The sequence below is a fragment of the Acrocarpospora phusangensis genome, assembly GCF_016862995.1.
In the GTDB taxonomy this organism is placed as follows: Bacteria; Actinomycetota; Actinomycetes; order Streptosporangiales; family Streptosporangiaceae; genus Acrocarpospora; species Acrocarpospora phusangensis.
The window spans coordinates 24,391-45,306 of the sequence record NZ_BOOA01000064.1 but is presented as its reverse complement, the minus strand read 5'-3'; the positions used below and the strand labels follow the sequence as shown (position 1 = coordinate 45,306).

Sequence of the window (20,916 nt, the reverse complement as noted above, 5' to 3'; positions counted from 1 at the left end):
GGAGCCGCCGTCCAAGGGACCGCCGTCCGAGGAGCCGGTGTCCGAGAAACCGGTGTCCGAGGAGCTGCCGTTCGAGCGGCCCGGTGGTTCGCGATGAGCGCGCCGCTGCCCGGCCCGCGGCAGTCGGGGCCGGATCCGTTCGCCGGCCTGGACGCGGGGCTGCCGCTGCTGCTTCTGCCGATCCGGCTGGAAACCCGCTTCGTGCGCCGCGCGAGCCCGCCGCAGCTGCGCATCCGGGTGTACCCGGACCAGATCCACATCGACGCTGACCGGCCCGGCGCGAGCACCGGCGAGATCGAGCTGACCATCCGGTTCTGGCGCGGCTGGCACGCCGCCCGGGGGGACAGGGCCCGCCAGAAGGAGTGGCGGGACCACGTGGCCAGGGTCGGCGCCGAACGTGCCGGCCACCTCGCGCGGCTGCTGCGGCCCATGGTCGATCGGGGCGTGCTCCGTTTTCCGGAGGTGGGCGGAAAGGGCGAACGCGGCCCGGCGGGGCCGGTGCTGCTGCCGGACCGGTGGCTGGCGGTCGGCTATTCGGCGGCGGGTGAGCTGTTCCGCGTCACGAGCCGGCCGGTCGCCGCCGGGCTGCGTACCGCCCCGGACCCGGGCGCGCCGCCGTGGCAGGCACCGGGAAGTGGCCTCAAGATCGACGAGGCGCTGGCGTGGATGTTCGACTACGACCGGGCCGTCGAGGTCGGCATGGCGATCACCGTGCCGCTGACCGGCGCGGCGGCCGGCGCGCTCGACGGGATCGAGCGGCTGCTGGTGGTCGGCGTCGCGGCCTCGTACGAACCCGCCGGAGCCGCCGCCGAGCTGGATCGGCTGCTGGCGGCGCACGCGCGTACCGGTGGGCTGGCGTTCGTGCCGCAGGGAACCCCGACCAACAGCACCGAGTCGGCGGGCACCGGCGCCACGCCCGGCGGCCGGGCGGAGGACGAACTGGATTCTGTCACCGCACGCCCCGGGGAGAACGGTCACCGGCTGGCGAACGCGCTCGGGCTGGCGGGCACGGGTACGCTCGCTCGCGCGCCGTACGGGACCGATCGCGAGCGGGACCGGTCCCGGGCGATGGTACGGGTGATGTTCGAGGCGCTGCTCGGCACGTTCACGAGGGACGTGCTACGCGTGCGCGGCACCCCGGCGATCAGCCGTGCGGCGGTGGCCGCGTTGCGGGACTGGTGCGTCACCCACGTGACCGGCGGCGCGCCGTACCCCTGCGTCAGGATCGGCCCGCAACCGTACGGCGTGCTGCCGGTCCGGCGCTCCACCTCACCGGCAGAACCGGACACGACCGCCGAACACGTGCAGCACGTCGTCTCGCTGCTGATCGGCGAATGGCGGCGGGCGGCGGCCGGGTTGCCCAGGCTAGACCCGAACTACGCAGGCGAGGGCGACATCGCGACAGTGCTGGCGACCCAGCCACACCCGGCGCGTCTGTTCAGCCGCCGCCTGCACACCTACTCCAGCCTCAACCCGTTCGAGCGCGCGCTCACCCCGAACGAGTGGTACGCCACGGCCGTCGAACGGCAACTCGACCTCGCCAGCGACACGCCGCTGACCAGCCCGTACAGCGAGATCGCCGTCAGCTACGCGATCATCTCCAACGACGTCGGCATCGATTCCATCGACACCCAGGTGGCCGTGTGGGAGGAGGTGCGGCGGTACCTGCCCGACCAGCTCTCCGGCGAGCCGCTGGCCGAAGGGCTGTCCTTCGTGGACACGGTGCTGGCGCTGCTACGCGGTTACCGTACGCGCCAGGAGCCGGTCCGCAGGCTCGACCTGCTCGCGTTCGAGGGCGTACTCGGCGAACCGGGCACCGAACTGATCGAGGGCCTGCTCGAAGGCTCCGCCCGCGAGTGGGGCGACACCGGCCTGATCCAGGCCCCGAACGCGCCACCCGGCCACACGGCCGCCGACTACCTGACCGACCTGCGGCGACGGTACGCCGAGCGGAACACCGCCGGTATGGCGCCGCCCGCCCTGGACGCCGGATTCCTCGACCGGCAGCCGTTGCTGTACCAGCTCCTCGACCGTACGCTGCCGCTCGCGCCGGACGATCCCGCGCTGCCGGACGCCCTGGACCTGCTCGCCACCCGGACCCCCGAAGAGCTGGACTGGCTGCTGCGGGAGAGCCTCGGCCTGGGCACGCACCGGCTCGACGCGTGGGCGACCTCGCTGGCCACCGAGCGGCTGCGGCGGCTGCGCGCCGCGCGCCCGACCGGCATCCAGATCGGCGCGTACGGCTGGGTCACCGACCTGAGGCCACGCGACCGAGACGTGGAGAGCGCCGGTTTCGTCCACGCGCCGTCGATGGCGCACGCGACGACGGCCGCGCTGCTGCGGGCCGGCTGGCTGGCGCACGGCAGCGACGATCCGCTCTCCCCGGCCGCGGTCGCCTACACCTCGGCTCGCGTGCGAACCGCCTCCTGGCTGCTCGACGGCCTGCGGCAGGGCCAGACGCTCGGGGCGCTGCTCGGCTACCGGTTCGAGCGGGCGCTGCACGACCGGAACGCCGACGCGCACATCCACCCCACCCGCGAGCGGGTCCTGGCCGCGACCGGGCGCGCGCAGACGCCGCCGGACCAGCCGGTCGACGGCATCGAACTGCTGGACCTGCACCGCGCCGGCCGCCTGGGCGAACCCGCGGCCGACGTCGCCGCCGCGCTCGCCGAGATCGAGGACGCCTTCGACGCGACCAACGATGTGGCGCTGGTGGAGGCCGTACACCAGCTCGCCGCCGGCAACACCGAGCGGGCGACGGCCACGCTCGGAGCAATGGCGGGCACGCACGCGCCCCCCGAGTTGCGCGCGCCCCGCAGCCGCCGCGCCGGGACCACCGTGGAACATCGTGTCCTGATCCTGCTCGACCCCGGCGCGGCCCATCCCGGGCGCGGCTGGGTCACCGGTGTCCGCGACCGCGTCGCGCCCGAACTCGACACCTGGGTGGCCGGTCTGCTGCCGCCCGCCGGTCAGGTCGGCTTCACGGTCCCCGGCCAGGCCATGACCCTCGCCGACCTCGGCCTGTCCGCGCTCGACGCGATCTACCTGGCCGGCGATGATCCGGCGGTCGCCGCCGCGCCACTGGCCGCACTCGCCGCCGCCCGCCTCGGCGTGCCGTCAATTCGGGTCGAACCATCCGAAGGAGGTACCGCCCCGATCACGCTGACCGAGTTCGCAGTGCTCGCCATCGAACTCCGCAGAGCGATCGAGTCGCTGCGGGTCGCGGACTCCCGGGACGTACGGCCGGGCCACACCGCCGGCGAACCGGAACTGGACGACTCGGCTGCGCTGGACGCGGTACGGACGCTCGTCGCCGAGTTCGGGACGATCACCCAGAACCCCGCCCAACTGGCGCGGTACGGGCTCGCCGATCCCGACCCCGCCCGGCTGGCCGCCGCGAGTGCCCGTCGGCACGCCACCGTCCTCGCCACCGAGGTCGACGCCGCCGACCCCCGTCCGGGCCTGCGGCAGCGGCTGGCCGCGCTGGTCGGCGGGAGAGTGCCGCTGCTCGGGCGATTCCCCGTCGACCTCCCGTTCCAGCCACCCGTCGCCGGGCCGGACGACGTCGACACCTGGCTGCACGCCGCCGCGAAGGTCAGGCCGGACGTCGGCCGCCTGGTCACCGCCGGCATGCTCAGCGAACTGCTCGCCGACGACGGCGGACTGCACGCCCGCGCGGCACAGCTTCCGGCCGTCTCCGGAGACCCCTGGGCGGCCCTCGGGCCGGTCCCGGCTGGCACGGGCGGCCGACTGTCCATCGTGGCGGTTGGCACGCCGCTCACCGGTGGCGTCGCGTGCGGACTAGCCGTCGACGGCTGGTCCGAACGGGTGCCCGGCACGGAACAGCACACCGGGCTGGCGCTCCAGTTCGACGCACCCGGCAACCGGCCACCACAGGCGTGGCTGCTCGCCGTCACCCCGGACGGGGAACCGTGGAGCCGGCAACTCGTCCTGGACACCCTCACCGAGACCCTGGAATGGGCCGCCCTGCGCCCAGTCGGCACCGAAGACCTACTCGCGTACGGCCGGGCGGTCCCGACCGTGTACGTCCCCGGCGGCATGACGCCGTGGCCGGGGGAGGAGGCGTCGGATGAGTGATTCCTGGGGGCCGCTGGAGGGCACGGTGCAGGTGCTTGGCCTGAGCGACGGTGAGTTTTGGGAGCGGCTGGAGAGTATGGTGCGCGCGGCGGGCCTTAGAGCGCCCAACCGAATGACCCGAGGCGCCAGCGCTTCGCCGTTATCCGGCGCCGTTAACGCAGGTGACGCTTCTCGCCGCACCGGCGCCAAGAGTGACCGGCTTCATTCGGTTAGGGGTTTTTAGTGAGGGTGAGGCGGCGCCGGATGGCTGAATTCGGGGAGCCGTTGGCGAGCATGGTGCATGCTCCTGGCCTGAGCGAGGGTGAGTTGCTGCCGGATGAGTGAGTTCTGGGAACGGCTGGAGAGCATGGTCCACGCGCCCGGCTTGAGCGAGGGTGTGCAGGCGCGGATCGCTGACCCGCTGTGGATGCTCGCCCGGCAGGCGCAGGTGGGCGAGTTCACCGGCGACGACGCGGCGCAGCCGGCGGCGGTCCGGGTGGTCAGCCGCACCACGCGCCTGGGGAGTTACCGCGCGGGCGGCGGAGCCACCGTCCCCTATCCGGAGGATCGTCCGCTGGAGGCGGTGGTCGAGGCGACGGCGGAACCGGACTTCGGCTCGGCCGGCCTGCACGCGGCGGCCCGCGCCGGCCACCGGCTGATCCGGCGGCTGCGCGCACGCGGGCTCGGCGGGGCCGTACCGTTGCTGCGTGCGGCCTTCGGCCACCGTGCCACCGGTGCGATTGTCGATGTCGGCGAGCCCGGTCGGGCCGCCGCCGGTCTGCTCGCCCGGTGGGCCTTCGACGCCGGCCGCCTCGCCGCCGTACCGGTCGGGGAGATCGAGGCCGCGCTCGGCGGACTCGGTAAGGACGACCGGGTCCGTGCCATGGCCGAGATCGAGGACTGGCGCGCGGCCCGCGCGGCCGTCCCGACGGCCGGGTCCAGCTGGGACGAGCAGCGGCTGGAACACTCCTTCAGCGTCGCGGCGTCCACCACGACCGGCGAACTCGTCCTCGCCGCCCCGGAACACGACGGCGGGCGCCTCGACTGGTACACCTTCGACCTCACGCGCGAGAGGAACGAGACCCACGGACTGGCCGCCGCGGACCTACCGCGGCGTACCACCGTGGCTGTGCCCACGCCGATCCGCTACCCGGGCATGCCGGCGTCGCGTTGGTGGGAGTTCGAGGACGGCACCGTGCACTTCGGGGACATCGAGGCCGGCCCGGCCGACCTGGCCCGCCTCCTCGTCGCCGAGTTCGCGACCGTGTACGCCGACGACCACTTCGTGGTCCCCCTGCCGGTGCCGGTCGGCTCGCTCACCGAGATCGAGTCGGTCGAGGTCGTCGACACCTTCGGCCGCCGCACCCGCGTCCAGTCCACCGCGAAGATCGACTTCAACCGTACCGGCACGGCCCGCAACTGGCGCCTCTTCGAACTGACCGGCGACGAGCCGAACGACTCCCACCCGTCGCCGTGGCTGCTGGTCCCCGCGACCGTGACCGGCCTGTCCGGGCCCGCGCTGGAACAGGTCACCCTCACCCGCGACGAAACCGCGAACCTCGCCTGGGGCATCGAAGAACTCATCGAGGGCCCTCTCGGCCGCGGCATGCGCCGCTCGAACACCTGGCCCCGCCACCCCTCCACCGACCCCTCCGAATCCCCGCCGTCCTCGGAGTCCTCGGAGTCCTCGGAGTCCCCGCGGTTCTCGGAGTTTCCGCCGTCCCCGGAGTCCCTGCCGTCCGCGGGGTCCTCTGAGGAAGGGGCCTGGCGTTACCGCCTGGAGGCGACCGCGCCTCCCTGGTGGGTGCCGTTCGTCGCCGAACGGGTCGCGGCCGATTCGGCCCAAATACGACTGCGACGGGCCCGCATGCGCGACTGGACCCCGACCGCCGGACCCGTCGGCCCTCAGGGCACCCTGCTCGACCCCCGCCGGCCGATGTGGCTGTACGAGGAGGAAGTGCCGGCCGGCGGCGTACGCGTACAACGCGCCTGGCAGCTCGCTCGCTGGCACGACGGTTCCCTGCACGTGTGGCTACGCCGCCACAAACGCCCCGGCCGCGGCGACCCATCCAGCGGAATTCGCTGGGACCTCCTGGAATAACCCTGCCCGTCGACTGAGCGGTCCTGGCGACGTCGGGCCCCGACCAGGATGAGCCCGATCTCGGAACGCCGGATACCTCATCAGCGGCCCTGTCTTATTTGATTTCGGCCGTAGGGCCATGCAACCTCCGCCCGTTCCGGCGTATCAGAGGGATGACGAGTACGCGCGGAAGGAGGCAGGTAGCCAATGCCGGCACCTTCCGCGCACGACGCCGAGTTCACCGAGTACGTGTCTGCCAAAGCGTCATGGTTACGCCAGGTCGCGTTCCTGCTGTGCGGTGATTGGCACCGAGCCGACGAAGTGCTGCAGATCGCCATCACCCGGCTCTACGTGAACTGGCCCCGGGTACGCGCGGCCGGCAACGCCGACGGCTACGCCCGTACGGTCCTGGTCAACGTGTATCTGGCCGAGCGCCGCTCCCCATGGACTCGCAGGGTGGTTCCGCTCAACGGGCAGGAGGAGCCGCCCGTCACCGACGGCGATCTCGACAGCGCCCTCGATCTGCGCCGGGCGCTGGCAAGGCTTCCGGCACGCCAGCGGGCCATTCTGGTGCTGCGCTACTACTGCGACCTGTCCGTTGAGGAGACCGCCCGGACGCTGCGGTGCTCGCAGGGCAACGTCAAGAGCCAGACGGCCCGGGGGATCGACCGATTGCGCCGCATGCTCGACACCCCTGCCGAGGAGGTCTGGTCATGACGCCGGCAATCGATGACAAGAACGACGGGCTGGCCGCCGGGCTGCGAGAGCTGGCGCGATCGCCCGCGCCGCCGATGCGGCTGGACATCGCGGCGGCACGAGCGTCGGGGCGGCGCCGATTGACGCGTCGCCGGGGTGCGAAGCTGATCGGCGGTCTCCTCGCCTGCGGGTTGCTGATCGGCGGATCGGTGGCGATCAGCGATCGGGGAGGTCAGACGGTAGCGGTCGCGTCGGTCTCCCAGGGCAGCGATCCGCTGCTGGCTCACGCCTCGTTCGGCTGGTTGCCCGAGTCGGTGCTCGGGACAAGCCATACGGCGGGCGCTCACGGGGACCAGGTGATGGCGCGCGCCGGTGGCGCCTTCGGCATGCGCCTGTGGCTCAGCGTGTATGCGGCCAGTGACGAGCCGCCGCTGGTGAACGGGAGAAATGCGCTGCCTGCTCCCATGGTGAACGGTCGTCGCGCGTACTGGATCAGCGACGATCCGCGCGACCCGCTCAACCGGGGCAGAACGTACTTGACGTGGCAGGTGCCCGGCGGTCAGTGGGCCGAACTGCTCGCGTACTACATGGAAGAAGCCGATCCCCGGTCGACTCTCCTGCGTATCGCGGCGGACGTCAGGATCGGCACCCGGCCGGTGCCCCTGCCGTTGCGCGTCAACGGCCTGCCCGCTGGCCTCGATGTCACGGAAGTGCACTTCTGGCGTCCGCGGTTCGACGACGACGAGGCGTGGGAACTGGTGATGTTCTACACCGCACGCAATGGCGCGCGCGTCACCTTTCACGTCGGTCTGGAGGCCGGCCAATCGGCAGCTCTGCCGGGAAGCTCGTGCGCGTACGCCGCCGGGCTCGCGGTATGCGTACTCGTCGAGCCCGGGGAAGGCGGGATACCGGCGTCGCTGGCCGCCATCGGCGGCGCGGAGGGGTTGGTACGGCGCGTCACCCTGCTGGGCACCGACGAACGCCGGTGGACCACGCACGTCATCGAAAACGCCTGACGGCCATGGACGCGCGGACAGCCGTCGTCTTATTATGAACGTACGTTCATGAACAAGCGTTCATAATGGAGGCGTACATGCTTGAGGTCGTCAACTCTCAGCAGGCAGAAGCGTGGAACGGATACGAGGGGACGCACTGGGCCGACCACCACGACCGGTACGACGCGGTCAACAGCGGCTTCAACGAATACGTCCTCGCCGCCGTCGGAGACGAGGACAGCGTCCTGGACGTGGGCTGCGGCAACGGTCAGCTGACCCGTCTGGCCGCGCGGCGAGCGTCACGCGCGCACGGGATCGACCTGTCCGCCCCGATGCTGCGCCGAGCCCGCCTCAATGCCGAGGGCATCACCAACGTGACCTTCGAGCAGGGCGACGCCCAGATCCATCCCTTCCCGGACGGCGCGTACGACCTCGCGATCAGCCGGTTCGGCATCATGTTCTTCGCCGACCCCGTCGCCGGGTTCGCCAACATCGCCCGCGCGCTACGCCCTGGCGGACGCGTCGCCTTCCTGAGCATGCAACCCCTCGACCGGGGAGACCTGGGCCGCGTCTTCTCCGCCATGGCCGAGCACCTGCCCGCCGCCGGAGGCCCGGGTGACGGTACGGGTCCGCTGTCGTTGTCGGATCCGGCGGTCATCGACGACGTCTTCACCCGGGCGGGCTTCGCCGACTTGACGGCCGTCCCGGTCGAGGCCGCCGGAATATGGGGGAGGGACGCCCCCGACGCCGCCGCGTTCCTCACCGCCTGGGGTCCTGTGCGTTTCGCCCTCAGCCATGCCGAAGCCGGTGCCGAAACGAAGATCCGTACGACGCTGGAGGCGGCACTGAAGCCGCACGAGCACCCCGGCGGGGTACGGCTCCAGGGCGCCGCCTGGCTGATCAGCGCCACCAGGCCATGAAGAATCGGGCCCGCATATGATCCTTGGTGATGTCACCCAGAAAAGCGGCCGCGCTCCGTGACGGCGGCGACCAGAGCTTGCGCGACCATCTCATCGCCACCTGCGAAGAGTTGATGGCCGAACGCGGCGCCGCCGGACTCACCGTGCGTGACATCGCCAGGAGGGCCAGAGTCGCCGACGGCGTCCTCTACAACCATTTCACCGACAAAGAGGAACTCCTCGCGGTCGCCCTCCACGCGCACGTCCGCAACGCCGAACGCGCCCTCGGGGCCCGCCCCTGCACCCCCGGCCAGGACACTCTGGAAGCCAACCTGCGCGCCTACTTCGGCTACGCCCTCCGCCTCCACATAGCGATCATGCCCGCTTTCGCGGGCCTCGTCTCCCAGCCCAAGGTCCTGGCCCGTTTCGCGACCCTCGCCAACCCCATGGCCGACGGCCGGGGCCTCCAGGCCGACCTGACCGAATACCTCAGAGCCGAACAGCGACTCGGCCGCCTCAGCCCGGCCGCGAACCCCGAAGCCGCCGCGACCATGCTCATCGGCGCCTGCCACGAACTGGTCCTCCCGCGCATGTTCTTCCAGGGCGACCAGACGCCCGCCGACATCCCGTCCGGCTACATCGACGGCATCATCACCACCCTCCTGCACGGGATCACCTGAACCGCCATGCCGTGTCACCGGGGCCCGGCGAAGACCCCGGTGACGACCGGCATCAAGCGGCATCGAGAGCCGCGGTGATCTTGCGGACCATCTCCGCCTGAGTGGGCTTGGGCTGGCTCTGGTGCGTACGCGCGGCTGACTCGACGGCCACGATGACGGTACGGCGGAAGTTGTCGGCCTCCGCCGGATCCTGCTGGTTGAGCAGGCTCATCGCCGCCGTCAGGGCCGGCAGCACCTGGTCGGCGAGTTCGGCCACCGAGTCACCGCTCAGGTTCATGCCCTTCGGATACTTGGCGAGCACGTGCCCGACCACGCCGGTGGCGGAGCCCAGGGCGATCGAGCCGTCGGTGGCGGCCCGGTGCGGCTTGCCGGTGGCATCGGCGGCGGCCATCAGCGAGACGGCACCGTACGCGGCGGTCTGCAGGGTGAGCTTGTCCTGATCGGTAAGGGTGACAGCCATGGTGATGCGCTCCTTCAAACTGGTACGAAATCCCCTGAACGGCCAGACGCTGACCGCTCATGGCATCCACCATCACCGACCCTCCTGACACCGGGCCGTCGCCGCCCTGACGCGGCCGCTGATACGACCTTGAGGGTTCACGCGCAGGAGGTGTCGTCGGCGCTGTAGCCTCGCGCGGGTGGATCATGGAGTTGAACTCGTTGAGCGGGTTGTCGAGTCGGTTGGGGCCAAGCCAGGGCGGCTGTTCGCCGAGCACGACCGGTGGCTGGGGCCGTGGATCGAGGGTGAACCTGAGCCGATGGCGGTTGAGGTGCTGGAGAAGCTGACGTTGCCGAGTGGTCGGCCGCTTCCGCCTAGCCTGCGTACGTGGCTGGCGTTTGATACCAGTCTGTTGCGCCGGTTCGACTGGTTCGCGGACAAGGGCGTCGGGCAGGTCGCCCCGGTTACGCTGACGGACTTCGTTCGTGCGATCGAGATACGGGGGTATGAGGGCGCCGATCTCGATGAGCCCGATGAGGAGGGCGTGTCCTGGAACGACATTTGGGGACGTGAATCGCTTCGGCCTTTGGCGCGGTTCGATGAATGTCTGCCGTTGCCGAGTCCGGGACGGAGCGTGGGGCTTCATCTTGTTCTTGTGGCCGGGGAGCCGGACGCGTACGGCGAGTATCCGGTGTTCTACTACGCCGATCTCGCTCGGGACGTGCCGGAATTCGGTGTCCAGTACCCCGGCTTCGACGTGTATCTCGCGCACATGGCCGGGGTGCTGGACATCGATTTCTCACGTGGGATTACCGCCCTGGAAACGCATCCGGACTACGGCTCCCGAATGCGTCGCCATGCTCAGCACTGTTTCGACGGTGAATTCAGCGGATTGCCGTTCGCGTAACGCGATGTGATCAAGGTACGTCCACGGTGCCATACCGCCATGGATACCAGTCGGAGTGAGTTCCGGCCGCGGGGTTCGTCGCGCGGCAACGCCACCGGATGTCCCAGCCGTTCTGCAGGACGCCCGGGGGGACTGTGACGCTGTATGGGGCGGACGCGCTCCAGATCGGGCCGGTGCCCTGGCCGGTGGCAGCGGGGTCGTGTTCGATCTCGATCTCGCCGATCGCGCCTCCGGCGGGGTCGGTCACGACCGTGCCGGCGGTCGGGGTCAGCGAGAGCACCTTGATGCCGCCGCTCATCGGCAGATCAGCAGGGCCGAGATAGCACTTGAAGATCCTGGGCGCCGACACCACGGCGACGGTGACCGTGAGGACGGGCGGATCGTGCAACGGATGCAGGTCCGGGTTCTCGGAGGACCAGAACCACCGGTAGTTGTCGACGCTGGTGTCCTCGGAGGGGGACTGGAGGACCAGACCATGGTTCTCCGCTCCGTCCACCCAGTCCTGGACGATGCCCGTCACCGGCCACTCGACGCGGTCCGGCCACGTCTCGCACTCCGGGGTGACCGCCTTGGTGGCGATCTGGGCATCCTCGGTCGTCGAGTCGGGCTTGTTGCCCCAGTGCAGGAATTCCTGGCTCCAGGCGCTGGTGACGCGGCGAACCTGGATCCCCTCACCGACCTCCGGGCCACAACTCGGCGCGGCGTTGTTGGAGAGCGACAGGGTGGCTGACGTGACCGTGCCGGGTGGCAGGACGCCCGTGTCGAACCTCAGGAGCGCGCGGATCGCGTACCCGTAGATGGTTCCCGTCGCCAGGTGAGAGTTGTAGTTTCCGGCCGGCGAGTTCTCGTCGTTCCACTCGGACACGTCTACGTCCTCGACCGGGGATAACGAGAAGACACGCTCGATCGTCGTGGAGTGGGCCTCGGCCGGGAGGGCGGTGAGCCCGGCCGCGGACACCATCGAGGTCATCGCCGCGACGACGAGCAGGGGATACGCCCTCCTCGGGCGGAGGGACGGCCACACCATCATCAAACTCCTTGGCATGTCTGTGATCAAGGACACCGCGCAAGGACGCTAACAAAAAAGGACATTTACAAAAAGCCTGACATAGTCCGACAGGCCGATCACGCTGTTTCGGCGCTGAGAGCCTGTGCCACGGGCCGCCGCGCCGCCAGGCGTGCGGGCAGGGCGGTGAGTGCCGCCGTGGCCAGGAGAGTCGCGAGTGCGGCGCCGTACAGCCAGGAATACGGGGGTACGGTCCAGTTCGGGGCAGCGAATATCGAGAGCAGGCCGAGGCCCAGGGGAACGCCGAGGACGGCGCCGGGCAGGCCGGGCAGGAGCTGGGCGATGGACAGCCCCGCGGAGATCTGCCCCGGGGTGGCGCCGAGCGTACGGGCGATGGCCATGTTCGCCTGGGCCTCCATGGCCGTGGTCCAGGTGAGCGTGATGGTGTTCACGACGGCGAGTGCGATCAGCAGGACGGCGACGGCGAGCATCAGCCGGCGGTCGTGCTCGTCCCGCAGGTTGGGCAGGGCCAAGGAGCCGTCCGGACCGTAGCCCCTCTCCGGCTGGACGTACCGGGTCAGCAGGGCGACGATCGCGATCACTGTGGTGGCGGTGGAGCACGCCTGCAGCACGGCGCGGTCCGGCCGGCGGGCGGTCAGCCGCAGCCCGAGCAGGAGCGGCGTCGGCAGCAGCGCCGACAGCGCGGTGAGCCAGGGGCGGTGACGCGGCTGGTACGCGCCGGCGGACAGCGCCGAGACGGTCGCCGTACGCATGGCCCGCAGGGTGGGGCGCAGCGTGGACAGCACCGCCACCACCAGGGCGAGGATGGTCGCCGTGATCACGGTGGCCACGGTCGGCCCGGCGGCCTCGCCGATCCGGCTGGCGGTGGGGCTGGCGATGGCGGGCAGGGCCAGGCGGGCGATCGCCAGCCCCAGCGCGTCACCGGCCAGCGCCAGCGCCAGGTACTCGGCGAGCAGGACGGTCCCGATCAGACCCGGGCCGGCGCCCACGGCCTTGAGCAGCCCCGCCCGGCGCGTCTGCTCGGCGGCGCGTGCCACGGCCAGCGCGGCTACTCCGGTGACGGCCAGGAAGCTGAGCAGCCAGCTCCCGACGACCAGGATCGGCTGGCTGTCCCTGAGGATGACCATGTCCTGGGTGGCCTTGAACTGCCAGGAGTGGAAGTTGATCCGGACGGCGGGGACGCGGTGGGCGTGGCGGAACGCCTCGGTGGCGGCGGGATCGCGCAGCTTGAGGTCCATCGCCAGGGTCACCGGGAGCTCGTGGGACGACGCCAGCGTCCGCGCGTCCGATCGGGTCATCCAGGCCAGGCCGCTGGAGTCGCTCGGGCCGCCGCCCGGGCCGATCTGCGCCGCCCAGGGGTAGATGGAGGTGGCCGCGGTGACGGCGATCCCGACGACCGGGTACGGCCGTCCGGCGATGGTGACGTCATCGCCGACGCGGACGCCCAGCGCGGCGGCGAAGCCGCGTTCGAGGACCGTGCCGCCGGGGCGTACCCAATAACCCGAGGTCACCAGCGGCCGGTTGACCGCGCCGGGCGTCTCGGCGAAGCCGTGCACCACCACGGGAGACGACACCACGGAAGACGACACCACGGAAGACGACGTGGAATCGCGCGTGGTGAGGTCGGCGTAGACGATGCGGTAGGGGCCATGGTGGGCGACCACTTCAGGAGCGTCCGCCAGGGAGGTCAGGGCGGAGGTCACGGCCGGCCCCTTGTCGCCGGAGAGCACCACCACGTCCGGCCCGGCGGTGGCCGCGCGGGTCTGCTCGTACAGTCCGTCGCTCACGTCGCGCAGGGACAGGCCGAGGGCCATCGTGGCGGTGGCCACGGTCACCGCGAGCAGCAGCATCGCGGCCTGGACCTTGTGCCGGCGCACGTCGGCCAGCACCAGGCGCGCGACGAGCGCGAGGGAACCCATGACGTTCAGCCCTCCAGCCCGATCAGACCGCCGAGCCCGCGCGGGTGGGAGCCGGCCAGCCAGGTGTCGTCCACGAACATCCCGTCGCGCATCGAGACCAGCCGGTCCGCCGTGGCCGCCACCCGCTCGTCATGCGTGACGATCACGAAGCTCTGCCCCGGGGAACGCAGCTCCTCGAAGATCTTCAGCACGTCGAGGGTCGCCGCGGTGTCGAGGTTGCCGGTCGGCTCGTCGGCCAGGACGACCAGGGGGTCGTTGACCAGCGCGCGAGCGACGGCGACCCGCTGACGCTGCCCGCCCGACAGTTGCGACGGCAGGTGCCGGGCGCGCGCGGCGAGCCCGACCCGTTCCAGCAGCAGGCTCGCGCGCCGCCTGGCCTGGCGGCGCGAGCGCCCGGCCAGCAGTGCGGGCAGCTCCACGTTCTCGGCCGCCGACAGCTCCTCCACCAGGTGGAACGCCTGGAAGACGAACCCCACCGACCGGCGCCGCATGCGCGCCAGGGCTCGCTCGCTCAGCATGTCGATGCGCCGCCCCGCCACCCACACCTCTCCATCGGTGGGCCGTTCCAGGCCGCCCAGCAGGTGCAGCAGGGTGGATTTCCCGCAGCCGCTGGGCCCCATCACCGCCAGCATCTGTCCCTGCGGCACTTCCAGGTCGACCTCGTCCACCGCGCGGACCCGGCCCTGCCCGCGTCCGTGGTCCTTCACCAGGCCGCGGACCCGGACTGCGGCATTTGACACGTTCATCCACCCTCGACTTCGTCATCGGCCTTCGACCAGGCCCGCTCGCAGGCGTCCAGCCAGCGCAGGTCCGCCTGCAACCGCAGCGTGACCCCTTCCAGCAGCAGGCCGGCGCCCGACCCCGCCGGTTCGGCCAGCGCCGCCCGCTGCGCCTCCCGCAGGCGGCGCAGCAACTCGCGCCGCTGCGCCGCCACCAGCTCCACCGGGTCGGCGAGGCGGGCCGCCGCGGCGGCGGCGAGCTTGAGATGGAACTCCGCCAGGTCCGGTTTCGGCCAGCCCACCTCGGCCAGCCAGGCGGCCACCCGCTGCTGCCCGGCCGGCGTCAGCGCGTAGACCTTGCGCTCCGGCCGCTCGGGCAGGCCGTCCGACCGTTCGCCGACGACGAGTCCCGCCCGCTCCAGCCGGGTCAGCGTCACGTAGATCTGGCCACGGTTCATCGACTCGCCCAGCGGGCCGAGACTGCGCCGCAGCCGAGCGTGTAAGTGGTACCCGTGCGACGGCTCCTTGGCCAGCATCGCCAGCACTGCGTCCTGCACTCCACCCCCCTAACGGTTGGCCAATAGATAGCGGTTACCCGTGGGAGGTGTCAAAACCGCGTTCTAGTGGGTCCCGCCGGCGAGGTTGAGCCCGGCCACCCCGGCCAGGATGAGCCCGATCGATACGATCTTGACGAGGCTCACGTCGTCACCCATGGCGATCATGCCGAGCGAGGCGGTGCCGACGGCGCCGATACCGGTCCAGACGGCGTAGGCCGTACCGACGTCGAGGCTTTTCAGCGCGTACGCCAGCAGGCCGAAACTGAGGATCGCGAACACGACGAAGGCGACGCTGGGGAGGGGGACGGAGAAACCGGTGCTGAGCTTGAGCGAGTAGGCCATGGCGACCTCGAACAGACCAGCGGCGACCAGCAAAAGCCAGGCCATGACGGCTCCTTTCAGAGCGTCGTCTTGGCTGACCGGGTACGGCGCACCTCGTCCGGGCGGATCCTCCAAACAGGCCCGCATCTGGGCCAACGGCCGGAACCGCCAAAGGATTCCACACCTAGTCCAGTTGGATGGCCTTGAGTTCGGTGAACTCGTCGAGGCCGTGGCGGCCGAGTTCGCGGCCGTTGCCGGACTGGCCGTAGCCGCCGAACGGCGCCAGCGGGTTGAACCGGGCTCCGTTGACGTCCACCTGGCCCGTGCGCATGCGTCTGGCGAAGGCGAGCGCGCGGTCCCGGTCGGCCGACCACACGCCGCCGGCGAGCCCGTACGGGGTGCCGTTGGCGATCGCGAGCGCGTCGGGCTCGTCCGCGTACGGGAGGACGGACAGGACCGGGCCGAAGATCTCCTCCTGCGCGATCCTCGCGTCCGGGCGTACCCCGGCGTAGACGGTGGGCCGGCAGAAGTAGCCGCGGTCGCGGCCGGCGAGACGGCCGGGACCGCCGGTGATCGCGGTGGCGTCGGCCTGTTCGAGATATCCCTGGACCCGCTCCCACTGGGCGCGCGACGCGAGCGGGCCGAGACGCCCGGACATCGCCTCGGCGAACTCCCCGGCGAGCGCGGCGACCTCGTCGTGCTGATCCCGGTGCACGAGCAGCCGGGTCCACGCGGTGCAGGTCTGACCCGAGTTGAGGAACGCGTTGGCGACGGTGGCCTTGACCGCTTTGGCGAGGTCGGCGTCGGGCAGCAGCACGCTCGCGGACTTGCCGCCGAGTTCGAGCGCGACCCGTTTGACGGTGTCGGCGGCGGATCGCGCGATCTGCCGGCCGGTGGCGGTGGAGCCGGTGAAGGACACCATGTCCACGCCGGGATGGGCGGAGAGCGTGGCGCCGACGACCGGACCGGTGCCGACGACGAGATTGAACACCCCGGCCGGTACGCCCTCGGCGGCGAGGATCTCGGTGAGCAGGATGGCCGCGGACGGCGCCGTCTCACTCGGCTTGAGCACGACCGTGCACCCGGCGAGCAGGGCCGGCATCACCTTGGCGACCACCTGGTGCAGCGGATAGTTCCACGGCGTGATGGCCGCGACCACGCCGACCGGTTCGCGTACGACGAGGGAGTTGCCGACCTGCTCGGCGACCTCCGCCGCGGTGGACAGATAGCCGTCCAGGACGGCGAGCGGCGTGCCGACCTGGACCGCGGCGGCGATCTTCGGCGGGCAGCCCATGTCCCGGGTGATGTGCGCCGCGAACTCGTCGGCGCGATCCGCGACGGCCGCGCGCACCCGGCGCAGGATCGCCGCGCGGCCGGCCGTCCCGGTGCCGCTCCACCCGTCGAAGGCGGCCCGGGCGGCCTCGATCGCGGCCTCGGCCATCGGCGCCCCGGCGAGGTGGAGGGTCGCGAAGACGTCCTCGGTCGCGGGGTCGACGAGGTCCATCGTCTCGCCGTCGATCTGTACCCACTCGCCGCCGACGAACGCGCGGTCGTATCTCACTTCGTCATCTCCAGAACGGTACGCACGCCCGTGGCCGCCCTCAGGTCGGCGACCGCGGCGTTGATCTCGTCGAGCGGGCGGCGCATGGTGACCATGCCGCCCAGGTCGAGCCGCCCCGCCCGCCACAGGTCCAGGATGCGGGGGAAGTCCCGGTGCGGGTTGGCCGAGCCGAGGTAGCAGCCGATGAGCTTCTTCTCGTAGAAGCCGTGCATCAGCGCCGGCACGACGACCGTGTCCGTCGTGGACGGTATGCCCACCATCACGGTCGTGCCGCCGTTGCGGGTGGCCTTGAGCAGCGTCTGCACGATGTCGCCCTTGCCGACGGCGTCGAAGGCGTAGTCGGCGCCGCGCCCGGCGGTGAGGTCCCGGGCGACCGTGCTGACCTTGTCCGCCGCCGGGTCGAGCACGTGGGTCGCGCCGAAGCGGATCGCGTGCTCGCGACGTGCGGCGGCGGTGTCCACGCCGAGGATCGTGGTGGCGCCCGCGACGACCGCGGCCTGCACGATCGACAGGCCGACCGCGCCGAGCCCGACCACGACGACCGACGCTCCGGCCGGCACCCTGGCCGTGTTGAGCACGGCGCCGACGCCGGTCTGTACGGCACAGCCGACCACCGCCGCGATCTCGGTGGGCACGTCGCCGGGGATCCGTACGGCCGCCTCGGCCGGGACGACCGTCTGCCGCGCGAACGCGGACAGCACCAGACCGCGCCGGACCGGGGCGCCCCGCCAGGACAGCCGGGTGGAACCGTCCGGGTAGGCGCCGCCGACCAGGCCGGCGAAGCGCTGGCAGAGCGTACGCTCCCCGAGCGCGCACCAGTAGCAGCGCCCGCAGGACGGCGCCATGGTGAGCACGACCTTGTCGCCCGGTTCCAGGCCGGTCACGCCGGGGCCGGTCTCGCTGACGACGCCCGCCGCCTCGTGCCCGAGGATCACCGGCAGGCCGGTGCGCAGGGTTCCGTCGAGGTAGTGCAGGTCGGAATGGCAGACGCCGCAGTGGAGGACGTCGACGCGTACCTCGCCGGCGCGGGGCGGGTCGAGTTCGACGTCGTCGGCGACGGTCAGTTCAGCGCCCACCTCGGTCATGATGGCGGCCTTCATGATGGGACGTCCCCCGTCCTCCCGGGCTGCGCGGCCGGGAAGTCGCCCGCCCGCCCGAGCAGCGCGGGCAGCCGGATGCCGAGTTCGCGCTCGATGAGCGCGGCGGCGTCGATGAGCTTGTGGTGGTCCAGGCCGGAGGCCACGCCGGAGCGGCGCAGGGCGTAGGCGAGGTCCTCGGTGGCGATGTTACCGGTAGCGGCCGGCGCGAACGGGCAGCCGCCGATGCCGCCGCCGCTGCTGTCCAGCGCCGCCGCGCCGCGGGCCACCGCGCGCAGGGCGTTGGCGTAGCCGGTGTTGCGGGTGTTGTGGAAGTGGAAACGCAGCGGCAGGCCGGTGACCTCGCGGACCGCGTCGACGAGGCGGTCCACGTCGGCGGGCACGCCCACGCCGATGGTGTCGGCGAGGGCGATTTCGTCGGCGCCGGCGTCGGCGCACCGCCGGGCCAGTTCGGCGACCGTGGCCGGGGCGACCTCGCCCTCGAACGGGCAGCCGAAGCTGGACCCGATGGTCGCGGTGACCCGCAGCCCGCCGTCGTGGGCGCTTCCGCTGATCGCGGCGAACGAGCGCACCGCCTCGGCGATTGACATGCCCTGGTTCCGCTGCGAGAACGTCTCGGTGGCCACCACCACGGCGTTGACCTCGTCGACCCCGGCGTCCAGGGCGCGCTCCAGGCCGCGCCCGTTGACCACCAGGCCGATGTAGCTCAGCCCGGCCCGCCTGGGCACGCCGGCCATGACCGCCTCCGCGTCCGCCATCTGCGGCACCCGTCGCGGATGCACGAAACTGGTCGCCTCGATCCGGCGGACGCCCGCGTCCACCAGAGCGCGGATGTATGCAACTTTGACTTCGGTGGTGACCAGGGTGCTCTCGTTCTGCAGGCCGTCCCGGGGGCCGACCTCGACGATCTCAACGGCGGATTCCCATGCCATGGCTCTGTTTAGCACCCCCGCCGAGATGTGTGCAATCACGAAGAAAAGTAGCGTCCACCCCCTTGTCCTCGGCCTGAGGGTCGATTAAATGTACACAACTAACGAACGGAGACGTCGGAAATGACGGCAGCCAGCGATCGTGTGGTCGACCGACTGCGCGAGCAGATCCTCGGCGGGGAGTACGCCCCCGGCGAGCGGCTCGGCGAGGTCGAGCTGGCCGAGAAGCTCGGCGTGAGCCGTACTCCCGTGCGGGACGCGCTGCGCCGCCTCTCGGCCGAGGGGCTGGTCGACATCACCACGAACAAGGGCGCCCGGGTCGTCGAGTACCTCCGGGCGGATCTGGAACACATCTTCCAGATCCGGGCCCACGTGGAGGGCCTCGCCGCCCGCGCCGCCGCCACGGCCGCCTCCGCCGCCGACATCGACCGGCTGGAGCACATCGCCACCGCGCTCAGGGAGCACTCCGAGGCCGGCCGGCTCAACGAGGTGTACCGGCTCAACGCGGAGTACCACTCCACCCTCAACAACCTGGCCGGCAGCTCGGTCGTCACCGCCACGGTCGGCCAGCTCATCCACGCCTCCGTCCTGCTGCGCACGCTGCACGCGTTCGACGACGCGGCCCGCCGCCGCAGCGTGAACCACCACCTCGAGATCGTGGCCGCCCTGCGCGCCCGGGACGGGGACTGGGCCGAAGCCGTGATGCACGCGCACCTGCTGTCGGCGCGCGCGTCGCTGCTCGGGCCCCGCCGCGTCCAGGCGCCCGCCTACGGAGATCCCGCCGACACCCCGGAGGAACCTGAATGACCCGCCCCCTGCCATTGAGTGACGTCCGCGTCCTCGAGCTCGGCCAACTGCTGGCCGGCCCGTTCTGCGGCCAACTGCTCGGGGACTTCGGCGCGGAGATCATCAAGATCGAGGACCCGAAGCACGGCGACCCGATGCGCCAGTGGGGCCGGGAGAAGCCGTACGGCACGTCGCTGTGGTGGCCGGTCGTGGCGCGCAACAAGAAGTCCGTCACCTGCGACCTGCGTACCGAGGAGGGCCAGGACCTGGTCCGGCGGCTGGTCACCCGGGCCGACGTCCTGCTGGAGAACTTCCGGCCGGGCACGCTCGAACGCTGGGGCCTCGCCCCCGAGCGGCTGTGGGAGCTCAACCCGAAGCTGGTCGTCACCCGGGTCACCGGCTTCGGCCAGACCGGCCCGTACGCGGCGCGCGCCGGGTTCGGCTCGATCGGCGAGGCCATGGGCGGCATCCGGTACGTGACCGGCTCCCCGCAGGAGCCGCCGTCGCGGGCCGGCATCTCGCTCGGCGACTCGCTGGCCGCCATGTACGCCACCCTCGGCACCCTCGTCGCCCTGCACGAACGCGAACGTTCCGGCCGGGGCCAGGTCGTGGACGCGGCCATCTACGAGTCGGTGCTCGCGATGATGGAGTCGATGCTGCCGGAGTGGCAGCAGGCCGGCTACCAGCGGGAACGCACCGGCCCCGTGCTGCCGAACGTCGCGCCGAGCAACGTCTACCCGACCCGCGACGGCGAGGACGTGCTCATCGCCGCCAACCAGGACACCGTGTTCGGCCGGCTCGCCGCCGTGATGGACCGGCCGGACCTGGTCACCGACGAGCGGTACGCGACGCACAGCGCCCGCGGCGAGTACATGGCCGAACTCGACGCCGTCATCGCCGACTGGACCCGCGGCTACGACGCCGAGGAACTCCTGGCGGCGCTGCACCGGGCCGGCGTGCCCGCGGGGCGCATCTACCGGGCCAAGGACATGTTCGGCGACCCGCACTTCGCCGCGCGCGAGGCGATCGTCAGGCTCGCCGACCCGCTGCTCGGCGACATCGCCATGCAGAACGTGTTCCCCAAACTGTCCGAGTCCCCGGGCGCGGTGCGATCCACCGGCCCGGCGCTCGGCACGAGCAACGACGACATCTACCGAGGGCTGCTGGGCCTGCGCGACGAGGAGCTGGAGCGGCTCGCCGCGGCCGGAGTGATCTAGCCGGATACAG

The 20,916-nt window shown here is 71.6% G+C and carries 18 protein-coding genes and 1 riboswitch; of the genes, 9 read left to right on the top strand and 9 right to left on the bottom strand.

All coding sequences use genetic code 11. The annotated features are described in order from the left end of the window. Positions 1–93 precede the first annotated feature (93 nt). The 6 genes from Aph01nite_RS30455 to Aph01nite_RS30430 all read left to right on the top strand — a co-directional run bounded on the left by Aph01nite_RS30455 (position 94) and on the right by Aph01nite_RS30430 (position 9,427). On the top strand, positions 94–4,098 hold the full coding sequence (locus Aph01nite_RS30455) for a hypothetical protein (RefSeq protein WP_204044477.1): 4,005 nt from the start codon (positions 94–96) through the stop codon (positions 4,096–4,098). A gap of 316 nt (positions 4,099–4,414) precedes the next feature. Beyond that, entirely contained in the window at positions 4,415–6,178 is a 1,764-nt protein-coding gene (locus Aph01nite_RS30450; protein WP_204044476.1) for a hypothetical protein, read from the top strand. Positions 6,179–6,364: 186 nt separating this feature from the next. After that, positions 6,365–6,874 carry a SigE family RNA polymerase sigma factor gene (locus tag Aph01nite_RS30445; RefSeq protein WP_204044475.1) on the top strand — a complete coding sequence of 170 codons (510 nt, stop codon included), beginning with the start codon at positions 6,365–6,367 and terminating at the stop codon, positions 6,872–6,874. After that, positions 6,871–7,869, top strand: coding sequence for a hypothetical protein (locus Aph01nite_RS30440; protein WP_204044474.1), 999 nt, complete (start codon positions 6,871–6,873; stop codon positions 7,867–7,869). The genes Aph01nite_RS30445 and Aph01nite_RS30440 overlap by 4 nt, the downstream gene beginning before the upstream one ends. A 77-nt stretch (positions 7,870–7,946) precedes the next feature. Beyond that, on the top strand, positions 7,947–8,768 hold the full coding sequence (locus Aph01nite_RS30435; RefSeq protein WP_204044473.1) for a class I SAM-dependent methyltransferase: 822 nt from the start codon (positions 7,947–7,949) through the stop codon (positions 8,766–8,768). Positions 8,769–8,797: 29 nt separating this feature from the next. Then, positions 8,798–9,427 (top strand): TetR/AcrR family transcriptional regulator, encoded by a 630-nt coding sequence (locus Aph01nite_RS30430; RefSeq protein WP_204044472.1) that lies wholly within the window; start codon positions 8,798–8,800, stop codon positions 9,425–9,427. A gap of 52 nt (positions 9,428–9,479) precedes the next feature. Here the strand turns inward: Aph01nite_RS30430 and Aph01nite_RS30425 are convergent, their stop codons facing one another. Then, entirely contained in the window at positions 9,480–9,887 is a 408-nt protein-coding gene (locus tag Aph01nite_RS30425) for a hypothetical protein (protein ID WP_204044471.1), read from the bottom strand. Between the two features lie 178 nt (positions 9,888–10,065). Between Aph01nite_RS30425 and Aph01nite_RS30420 the strand changes: the two genes are divergently transcribed. Continuing rightward, entirely contained in the window at positions 10,066–10,773 is a 708-nt protein-coding gene (locus Aph01nite_RS30420) for a hypothetical protein (protein WP_204044470.1), read from the top strand. 10 nt (positions 10,774–10,783) lie between these two features. Here Aph01nite_RS30420 and Aph01nite_RS30415 read toward each other — a convergent pair whose 3' ends face one another. The 8 genes from Aph01nite_RS30415 to Aph01nite_RS30380 form a co-directional block, all read right to left on the bottom strand. Further along, complete coding sequence (locus tag Aph01nite_RS30415) at positions 10,784–11,803, bottom strand: DNRLRE domain-containing protein (RefSeq protein WP_204044469.1); 1,020 nt, start codon at positions 11,801–11,803, stop codon at positions 10,784–10,786. Positions 11,804–11,898: 95 nt separating this feature from the next. Next, on the bottom strand, positions 11,899–13,719 hold the full coding sequence (locus Aph01nite_RS30410) for an FtsX-like permease family protein (RefSeq protein WP_204044468.1): 1,821 nt from the start codon (positions 13,717–13,719) through the stop codon (positions 11,899–11,901). Between the two features lie 5 nt (positions 13,720–13,724). Then, positions 13,725–14,465, bottom strand: coding sequence for an ABC transporter ATP-binding protein (locus tag Aph01nite_RS30405; protein ID WP_204044467.1), 741 nt, complete (start codon positions 14,463–14,465; stop codon positions 13,725–13,727). Further along, on the bottom strand, positions 14,462–14,995 hold the full coding sequence (locus Aph01nite_RS30400; RefSeq protein ID WP_204044466.1) for a PadR family transcriptional regulator: 534 nt from the start codon (positions 14,993–14,995) through the stop codon (positions 14,462–14,464). The genes Aph01nite_RS30405 and Aph01nite_RS30400 overlap by 4 nt, the downstream gene beginning before the upstream one ends. 63 nt (positions 14,996–15,058) lie before the next feature. Then, a complete protein-coding gene (locus Aph01nite_RS30395; protein ID WP_204044465.1) occupies positions 15,059–15,382 on the bottom strand; it encodes a DMT family transporter in 324 nt (107 codons plus the stop codon). Positions 15,383–15,395: 13 nt separating this feature from the next. Further along, a riboswitch (guanidine-III (ykkC-III) riboswitch) is annotated at positions 15,396–15,454 on the bottom strand. 46 nt (positions 15,455–15,500) lie between these two features. Continuing rightward, positions 15,501–16,877 (bottom strand): aldehyde dehydrogenase family protein, encoded by a 1,377-nt coding sequence (locus tag Aph01nite_RS30390; RefSeq protein WP_239162100.1) that lies wholly within the window; start codon positions 16,875–16,877, stop codon positions 15,501–15,503. Continuing rightward, positions 16,874–17,977: a Zn-dependent alcohol dehydrogenase gene (locus tag Aph01nite_RS30385; protein ID WP_204044464.1), complete on the bottom strand. Its 1,104-nt coding sequence runs from the start codon at positions 17,975–17,977 to the stop codon at positions 16,874–16,876. The genes Aph01nite_RS30390 and Aph01nite_RS30385 overlap by 4 nt, the downstream gene beginning before the upstream one ends. After that, positions 17,974–18,906 (bottom strand): hydroxymethylglutaryl-CoA lyase, encoded by a 933-nt coding sequence (locus Aph01nite_RS30380; protein ID WP_204044463.1) that lies wholly within the window; start codon positions 18,904–18,906, stop codon positions 17,974–17,976. Before Aph01nite_RS30380 ends, Aph01nite_RS30385 begins: the two co-directional genes overlap by 4 nt. A gap of 120 nt (positions 18,907–19,026) precedes the next feature. On the opposite strand from Aph01nite_RS30380, the gene Aph01nite_RS30375 reads away from it, so the two are divergent. Together Aph01nite_RS30375 and Aph01nite_RS30370 are read left to right on the top strand one after the other, a co-directional pair. Next, positions 19,027–19,710 carry a GntR family transcriptional regulator gene (locus tag Aph01nite_RS30375; RefSeq protein ID WP_204044462.1) on the top strand — a complete coding sequence of 228 codons (684 nt, stop codon included), beginning with the start codon at positions 19,027–19,029 and terminating at the stop codon, positions 19,708–19,710. Then, a complete protein-coding gene (locus tag Aph01nite_RS30370) occupies positions 19,707–20,906 on the top strand; it encodes a CaiB/BaiF CoA transferase family protein (RefSeq protein WP_204044461.1) in 1,200 nt (399 codons plus the stop codon). The genes Aph01nite_RS30375 and Aph01nite_RS30370 overlap by 4 nt, the downstream gene beginning before the upstream one ends. The last annotated feature ends 10 nt before the right edge of the window (positions 20,907–20,916 follow it).